The organism is Streptococcus suis (assembly GCF_002960425.1).
GTDB lineage: Bacteria > Bacillota > Bacilli > Lactobacillales > Streptococcaceae > Streptococcus > Streptococcus suis_S.
The window spans coordinates 1-8,286 of record NZ_POIZ01000053.1 but is presented as its reverse complement, the minus strand read 5'-3'; the positions used below and the strand labels follow the sequence as shown (position 1 = coordinate 8,286).

Annotated in this window: 6 protein-coding genes; all 6 read right to left on the bottom strand. The window is 43.2% G+C overall.

Going from position 1 to position 8,286, the window contains the following annotated elements; genetic code table 11:
- Positions 1–163 precede the first annotated feature (163 nt).
- Positions 164–2,428 carry a glycogen/starch/alpha-glucan family phosphorylase gene (gene glgP, locus C1G57_RS08080; RefSeq protein ID WP_105114487.1) on the bottom strand — a complete coding sequence of 755 codons (2,265 nt, stop codon included), beginning with the start codon at positions 2,426–2,428 and terminating at the stop codon, positions 164–166.
- Positions 2,421–3,929 (bottom strand): 4-alpha-glucanotransferase, encoded by a 1,509-nt coding sequence (malQ, locus tag C1G57_RS08075; RefSeq protein WP_105114486.1) that lies wholly within the window; start codon positions 3,927–3,929, stop codon positions 2,421–2,423. The genes glgP and malQ overlap by 8 nt, the downstream gene beginning before the upstream one ends.
- A 205-nt stretch (positions 3,930–4,134) precedes the next feature.
- Positions 4,135–6,234 (bottom strand): ATP-dependent Clp protease ATP-binding subunit, encoded by a 2,100-nt coding sequence (locus tag C1G57_RS08070; RefSeq protein ID WP_105114485.1) that lies wholly within the window; start codon positions 6,232–6,234, stop codon positions 4,135–4,137.
- Between the two features lie 413 nt (positions 6,235–6,647).
- Entirely contained in the window at positions 6,648–7,058 is a 411-nt protein-coding gene (locus tag C1G57_RS08065) for a peptide deformylase (protein ID WP_105114484.1), read from the bottom strand.
- Between the two features lie 72 nt (positions 7,059–7,130).
- The gene (locus tag C1G57_RS08060) at positions 7,131–7,859 is read right to left on the bottom strand and encodes a MerR family transcriptional regulator (protein WP_105114483.1); all 729 of its coding nucleotides are present in this window, start codon (positions 7,857–7,859) and stop codon (positions 7,131–7,133) included.
- 78 nt (positions 7,860–7,937) lie between these two features.
- Positions 7,938–8,286 (bottom strand): nucleotidyltransferase family protein (locus tag C1G57_RS08055; protein ID WP_193434484.1); only part of this gene is annotated, 349 nt, incomplete at its 5' end.

Here is an 8,286-nt window from a genome sequence, read left to right as displayed (position 1 = left end):
TATACTGTTTATACATTTTCATGCCTTTCTAGTTGTTTTGTCGTTATTATAATTATAAAGCATGAAATGGAAAACGAGCAACTCCTAATTGGAATTGCTCGTTTTTTTATATGCGAGAAGCTAGTTTTTGCCCAGCCTCTTTCAATTTAGGAGAGCAAAAGTATTAGTTTGAGTGCCAGATATCTTGGTTGTACTGTTCAATAGTACGGTCAGATGAGAAGAATCCTGCTTTGGCAATGTTGTGAACAACTTTCTTGTTCCATGAATCTTGGTCTTCGTAGTCTGCAAAGACTTGCTCTTTAACTTCGATGTACTCCGCTAAGTCAATCAAGGTCATGAACCAGTCTTTAGAGATCAATTCATGGTGCAAGCGACCTAGACGTTCTTCATTGCCAAGTGCAAGCACTTCGTCACTGACGATAAAGTCAACCGCACGTTTGATATTAGCATCACCATTGTAGTAGTCCGCAGATACGTAACCAGCCTTGTCGTACAAGTCGATAATGGTATCTGAGTCCTTACCAAATGTATAGATATTGTCCATACCAGCCAACTCTGCAATCTCAACGTTGGCACCGTCCATAGTACCAAGCGTCAAGGCACCGTTGAGCATGAATTTCATGTTACCAGTACCTGATGCTTCTTTAGAAGCAAGCGAGATTTGCTCAGAAATATCTGTCGCAGGGATGAGTTTTTCAGCAACCGTTACGTTGTAGTTTTCTACCAAGTGAACGTTGAGGTACTTGCTGACTTCTGGGTCATTGTTGATCAACTCAGACAAGCAGAGAATCAAGTGAATGATGTCTTGGGCAATCACGTAAGCTGGAGCTGCTTTACCACCGAAGATAACAGTGATTTTACGTTTTGGCAGGTTGCCGTTCTTGATTTCAAGATACTTGTGAATGACATACAAAGCATTCATCTGTTGGCGTTTGTACTCGTGGAAACGTTTGATTTGTGTATCGATGATAGAGTTTTCGTCCAATTCGATACCCTTGTTATCTTTGAGGTAACGTTTAAGGGCCAACTTGTTGTTGTGTTTGATTTCCGCCAACTTAGCATGAACTTCCTTGTTATCCGCAAAGGCAAGCAATTTCTCAAGCTTCGTCGCATCTGTCAAATACTCATCGCCAATCAATTCCTTGATGTAGTCAGCAAGGTCTTGGTTAGCAAATTCCAACCAACGACGGAAAGTGATACCGTTTGTCTTGTTGTTGAATTTTTCTGGATAAAGCTCGTAGAAACCTTTCAACTCAGAGTTTTTCAAGATTTCCGTGTGGAGAGCCGCAACCCCGTTGACAGAGTTTGAGAAGTGGATATCCATGTGGGCCATGTGCACACGACCAGACTCATCGATGATGTGAAGAGCAACATCAGCTACTTCCTTAGCTACCAAGGCATCCAATTCCTTGATGATATCTACCAAGTGAGGCACCACTTCTTCCAAGAATGACAATGGCCATTTTTCAAGAGCTTCTGCCAAGATAGTATGGTTGGTGTAACCAGTCATGTTCTTAACGATTGCCACTGCTTCAGCAAATTCCAAGCCGTGTTTTTCAGTCAAAAGACGAATCAACTCAGGAATCACCATTGATGGGTGAGTATCATTGATTTGAACATAAGCATAGTCTGCCAAGTCATGTAAGTTTGACCCACGCTCAATCGCTTCATCAATCAAGAGTTGTGCGGCGTTTGATACCATGAAATATTGTTGGTAGATACGAAGCAACTCACCATTTTTATCTGAATCATCTGGGTACAAGAAGAGGGTCAAGTTTTCTTTGATGTCTGTCTTGTCAAATGAGATACCTTCTGTAATCAAGTCATAGTTGACAGACTCAATGTCAAACAAGTTAAGGTAGTTCTTTGTTTCTTTTTTATAGCCAAGAATGTCAAGACGGTCCAATTTTGATTTCAAAGTGAAGTTTTTGAATGGAACATCATAGCTAATAGTTGTTGGAATCAACCAAGAATCATTTTCAATCCAGAAGTTTGGCTCTGCATCTTGTTGGTTGTCCTTGAAGACTTGTTTGAAGAGACCGCAGTGGTAGTTGAGACCAACACCCTCACCGTTGATACCAAGTGTTGACATAGAGTCCACAAAACATGATGCCAAACGACCAAGACCACCGTTACCAAGTGATGGTTCTGGTTCCACGTCTTCAACCTGTGCCAAAGACTTGCCAGCTGCTGCTAATTCTGCCTGAATGTCCTTGTACACACCCAAGTTGATCAAGTTGTTTGACAAGAGTTTACCGATAAGGAACTCTGCTGAGATGTAGTAAACCTTGCGTTTACCTGTGTTTTTTGGTTTTGTAGCTGCAGCTTCTTTTACGTAGTTTAACAATTGAAGATAGATTTCTTCGTTTGTTAAATCAGCTAATTTTTTCGAAGTATTTGTTTCTGCAAATGTTGTAAAGTTAATCATGATTTTCATTTCCTCGTTGATATAGTGTTGTCATTTTGACTAAGAAGTCTTTGCGTTCCTGGGTTAAATCTTCAGCTTTCATTCGCCATTCCCAGTTGCCTCCGACAGTTGAAGGCATGTTCATGCGGCTTTCTTCGCCCAAGTCAAGAACATCTTGCATGGTCGCAATAGCTGTGTCGCTGACAGTAGCAAAGAGTGTTCGAAGCATGGCTTGGGTCACTGGTTCAATCGGCTTTCTGTTGGTATAGGCATCTACAAACTCCTGTTGTTCAGGCTCTAGATTGTTATACCAACCATTGACCACCTCATTATCGTGTGTGCCTGTGTAGGCGATAGAGTTTGGTACGCAACGGTGTGGGATGTCAATGCTTCTCCCTGTCACATCGAAGAAGCCAAATTCTAGAATTTTCATTCCTGGATAGCCACAATCTGCAAGCAACTTACGAGCCTTAGCATCGATATTCCCTAGGTCCTCTGCAATAATTGGCAAGTCGCCAAGGGTTTCTTTGACCGCCTTGAAGAGATTGTAGCCTGGACCTGGCTCCCAAGTACCAACCTTGGCAACTTTAGCATCTCCTGCTACCTGCCAGTAATCTGAGAAGCCTTTGAAGTGGTCAATTCTCAAGACATCGTAAAGTTTGAAACTCTCGTGAATGCGGTAGATCCACCAGTTGTAGCCAGTCTTTTCATGTTGCTCCCAATCATAGAGTGGGTTGCCCCAAAGCTGGCCATCTGCAGAGAAGTTATCTGCTGGCACACCTGCCACATAAAGCGGCTTGCGCTCGCTATCTAATTTGAAGAGCTGTGGCTTGGTCCAAACTTCCACACTATCAGCAGAAACATAAATTGGCATGTCTCCGATAATCTTAATGTGGTTTTTATTGGCATATTCTTTTAGCTGTTTCCACTGGCTAAAGAAGAAATATTGAGTGACTTTAAAGTAATCAATTTGGTCTGCCAATTCCAAGCGGTATTTTTCAAGAGCTTCTTCATTTCGAGCAACAACTTTCTTGTCATCCCACTCTTGTAGGGCCTTGTTTCCAAAGTGTTCTTTAATAGCCATGAATTCCGCATAGTCATTTAACCATGACGAATTGGCTTTTTCAAACTCTTGAAAGGCTGCTTTACGCTTGTCATCACTCAAGAAGTTTTTAACGGCTCTTTCCAAAATCGGACGACGAGCCTCATAGATCAAGGCATAGTCTACTTTTTCTGGATTGTCCCCAAATTTCACATCTTGGTAGTCAAAGTTGGCCAATAAATCTTCTTCTGCCAACAAATCAAAATCAATTAAATGGGTATTTCCTGCAATGGCAGAAAATGATTGATAAGGTGAATCTCCATAACTTGTCGTTGTGAGAGGAAGGAGCTGCCAGTAGGTCTGCTTGGTTTCGACCAAGAAATCTACAAAGTCATAGGCAGGCTTTCCAAAAGTACCGATACCAAACTTACCTGGAAGTGAGGTAATATGCATTAAAATTCCACTGGTACGATTCGCCATAAAAACGTTTTCCTTTCTTTCGATTACAATGATAGTTTAACGCAAACGTTTGCATTTGTCAAGGATTTATACAATTTTTTTAAAATTTTTACGTAAAACCGCTCAAAATCTCCCATAAATGCGCATTCTACTGCTCTTGTTACCGTTAAACAAAAGAAGAAATTCCGAGTATTTTAACCCAGAATTTCTATATTATTCGATTATTTTATGAAAAGGTTTGCTCGCTGATTTGAATCTCATTTTCCACTACATCAGCCAACAAGTTTGTCACATCTAGGTGATCCAGATAGTAATCCGTTACCTTGTCTCGAATCTGATTTTCAATCACACGGCGCAATGGACGAGCCCCCATAGCCTTATCATAACCTGCTTCCATCAAGAATTCTTTGGCAGCTTCTGACACTTCAAGGGTAATCCCTTTTTTAGATAGGGTTTGATTGACCTGGGCTAGCATCAATTCTACGATAGCTTTGAGATCTTCTTTATCCAAATGCTTAAACTCGATAACTGCGTTGAAACGGTTAAGGAACTCCGGACGGAAGAATGGTGCGATGCGGTCCATGATGTCTTGATTTTCTTCAGCTTCTGGCATTCCATAACCAAAACCAGCATTTGAAGTCGCGATGACAAGGGTATTTTTGAAGTTGACCTGGTTGCCCTGTCCGTCTGTCAAATGACCATCATCTAGCACTTGCAAAAGAAGAGTAATCACTTGTGGATCTGCTTTTTCAATCTCATCCAAGAGGACAATGGAGTATGGATTGCGGCGGACACGCTCGGTAAGAGTATGGGAATTATCATCATAACCAACATAACCAGCTGTGGTACCGATTAATTTGGAAACGGCTGTACGGTCACTGTATTCAGACATATCCAAACGAATAATGGCATCTTTGTTACCAAACAAGTCTAGCGCTAACTGTTTTGCCAACTCTGTCTTACCCACACCTGTCGGACCGACAAAGAGGAAGGAACCAATTGGACGGTTGCCGTCATCAAAACCTGCACGATTGCGACGAATGGCACGAGATACAGCTTCCACCGCATCGTCTTGACCAATTACATTTGTCTCCAGGCGATGCTTCAATTCCTTGAGTCGTTCAATGTCAGAAGCTCCCATTTGTGAGACTGGGATGCCTGTCATTCGCTCAACCGCCTGAGCTACATCATTCACAGTCGCTACCACTTTCTGTTGCTCCGTGTGGTTGTCAATTTGTTCTTGGAGCTTGTCGATGCGGACTTTTTCATTGAGTGCTGTTTCGTAATCTTCTTTTTCAGCTGCCTGACTTTGCAAAGCTTTAGCCTGTTCAATCTCTGCCTCCAAAGCTTGGATATCTGTAACAGGATGTTGTGCAGCCAAGTGAGCAGCGGTCACATCAATCAGGTCAATAGCCTTATCAGGCAAGCTACGTTGCGGAATATATTGGACGGAATAATCAACTGCAGCTCTCAAAACCTCATCTGGCAATTCAATATTATGGTGGGCTTCATAAAGCGGCTTAATCCCTTTCAAAATCTGGTAGGTATCTTCTGCGGACGGAGCATTGACCTTGACTTCATTGAAACGACGAGCCAAAGCAGCGTTTTTGTGAATGGTATTGCGGTATTCGTCCTGTGTAGTGGCACCGATAACCGTCAATTCCCCACGGGATAAAGCTGGTTTGAGAATATCCGCTAAGCCCTTGGAACCTGAGTCTCCGCCAGTGCTACCAGCTCCCAAAATCTGATGAATTTCATCAAAGAAAAGAATGATATTTCCTGCTTTTTTGACTTCATCCACAAGATTCTGCACATTTTCCTCAAATGCTCCACGATACTGAGTCCCAGCTTCCAAGCCTGAAATGTCGATGGAGATAATTTCCTTGTTCTTAATGGCTGCTGGCACATCTCCGTTGACAATGGCTTGAGCCAAGCCTTCTACTACCGCAGTTTTACCAACACCAGCATCACCGACCAAAACAGGATTATTCTTAGTCCGACGAGCTAGGATTTCAGAAGTTTCTTGGATTTCCTTGTTTCGTCCAATGACTGGATCCAACTTACCTTCACGCGCATCTTGTGTCAAATTGCGGCCCAGTTTTGCCAGAATTCCGTCTGACTTTATCTGACCTTTAGCCTGAGTTTGAGCCACTTCTTCTGTCTGTGGCAGGCGACCAGTCTGACGGTAAATGGCAAATTCCTCCGGTGTCACTTCACGCCCATTGATAGAATAACGGCGACGTTCTGTGCTGTAGCCACCCATATTGCCCATGAGTTGATTGAAAATATCGTCCATATTGTTAAAGTTGTTGAAATTGTTGTTCATAGTTTTACCTCGTTTATTATTATCATTTTCATTGACCAATACTGACCTTTGAGTTAAAAAAATTACTAATAGGAAATAATCTTTTCTTTCATCCTAACCTCCTTAGAAGTTTGTCCTTTACTGACCATTTAGTCAATTAGTCAGTCAAACTCCTTTGTTTGACCTAAACTGACCTTTTGTTCAAAGAATTCGTAAGGTCCTTTACCTTACGAATCTTATTCTACACCATTGGTCAGTAAAAGTCAATGGTTTTGTTTGACCTTTTTTGACTTTTTATAGTCGAATGAATTAGCTTTCAGACAAGGAACTGAGGCGCAGGCTATACTAAAGTATGGCAAGGCGAAAGTGACGATGTATCAAAGTTAATTCAAATGACTATAAAAAAATCTACCTGACGGTAGATTTGGTAGCTACTAGATGATAATTCCTTCCAAATGATCTAGTTCATGCTGAACAATCTGAGCTTGGAAGTCTGTCAGCTTTAGGCTGATCTTTTTCCATGAAGCATCAAAAAACTCCACTTCAATCTCCTGATAGCGAATGGTCGGGCGAGTACCTTCCAGCGACAGGCAGCCCTCTTCTGTCTGATAGGGCTTGGCCTTGCTGATGAGGACGGGATTGTACATGACCAGGTTGGTGAAACCCATGTTGACGATGATAATCCGCTTTTTGATACCAATCATATTGGCCGCCATGCCCACGCAGGCGTGAGCGTTGGCTACCAAAGTATCCTGTAAATCTTGACTGACCTGCATATCTAGCTGAGTCGCAGGCTCAGACTTTTGTTGCAGGAAGAAAATATCTTTCATAATAGGTTGAATCATGGGGGTGGCTCCTTACATACTAGCTTCATCTAGTATACCAAAAAAGCCTAGTTCTCACTAGACTTTACTTATTTATTCTTTACAATAAACTGCTATTGCCTGACTAACAAAGGTTGCTGTTCCTAGTCCACCTGCTCGGTCGATATTGACTGTAAATCGTTCATCGTCAACGTACATAATACCTAGCCCCTGCAAGATTTCCTTGGTGCAGGGGTAGAAGTTTTCTGTGATATAAGCCTGCAGGTTGACCACCTGAGCCTGTACATCTGGATGACTTGCTTCCAAGCTCTGCATTTTTCCAAAAGCTTCAAAAATGCTCTGCATCTCTCGGGCAAACACTCTGTCCTTACTGGCATCGTAACCTTCTTCAAACTCAGCATAGGCCGCGGTCTCTCCCCACCGCTCCTTAGCCTCCGTCTTGTAGGCTTCTAGTTGACTGCTGTCAAATGCGTGAAAATCCATGACTTCTCCTCCTTTTTCTGTGAGCAATCTGGCGTGATTGATGATGCGATCCAGCCGTTCCCTTTTGAGCTCTAAAAGGGTGATATGGTCCCGCAAGACCTGCTGACGATTGACTTCCGTCACGTCCAGAAGCTGCTGAATGTCTTTGAGAGGAAGATCCAACTCACGAAATAAGAGAATTTCTTGCAGACGAGCCAAATTCTCCTGATTATAGTAGCGATAACCATTTTCAGCCACAAATGCTGGTTTGAGCAAACCAATCTGGTCATAGTGGTGCAAGGTCCTCACCGTCAATCCTGTCAACTGACTGACCTGCTTAACTGTCCAATTTTCGCTCATAGAAATCTCCTCTCTATGCCCAGTATAAGGGATAACGTAAGGTGAGAGTCAAGAATTTTATCAAAAAACTTTTACATCTCACTCCACCCTCACCGGCACACGCCCGTAGGTCTGCTCTGCCATTGCGTCAGCCCCCAGTTGATAGACCACATCCGCCTGCTGGGTCAGGCCGTCCCAGGGCTCTTTGCCAATCCGCGTCACCAGGTCCACCCGCTCCTTGACCTGCTTGAGATAGGCCTGGCCGCGATTCGTGAAGCCCAGCACATGAACCGCATCTGGCAAGGGAGTTTCCACCGCATTGACCAAGATGTAGATCAGCACCCGCCGCACCCGCGCCTTGGTGTAGCGCTTGGTCGCAACAGCATCCACCAACTCCTCCACGGTCGCTACGCTCCCAATAGCAGAGCGGATACGACTGGCTAGTTCT

Coding starts and splice junctions, on each gene's coding strand:
- glgP (WP_105114487.1), bottom strand. CDS start 2,428: ATGATTAACTTTACAACATTTGCAGAAACAAATACTTCGAAAAAATTA.
- malQ (WP_105114486.1), bottom strand. CDS start 3,929: ATGGCGAATCGTACCAGTGGAATTTTAATGCATATTACCTCACTTCCA.
- C1G57_RS08070 (WP_105114485.1), bottom strand. CDS start 6,234: ATGAACAACAATTTCAACAACTTTAACAATATGGACGATATTTTCAAT.
- C1G57_RS08065 (WP_105114484.1), bottom strand. CDS start 7,058: ATGATTCAACCTATTATGAAAGATATTTTCTTCCTGCAACAAAAGTCT.
- C1G57_RS08060 (WP_105114483.1), bottom strand. CDS start 7,859: ATGAGCGAAAATTGGACAGTTAAGCAGGTCAGTCAGTTGACAGGATTG.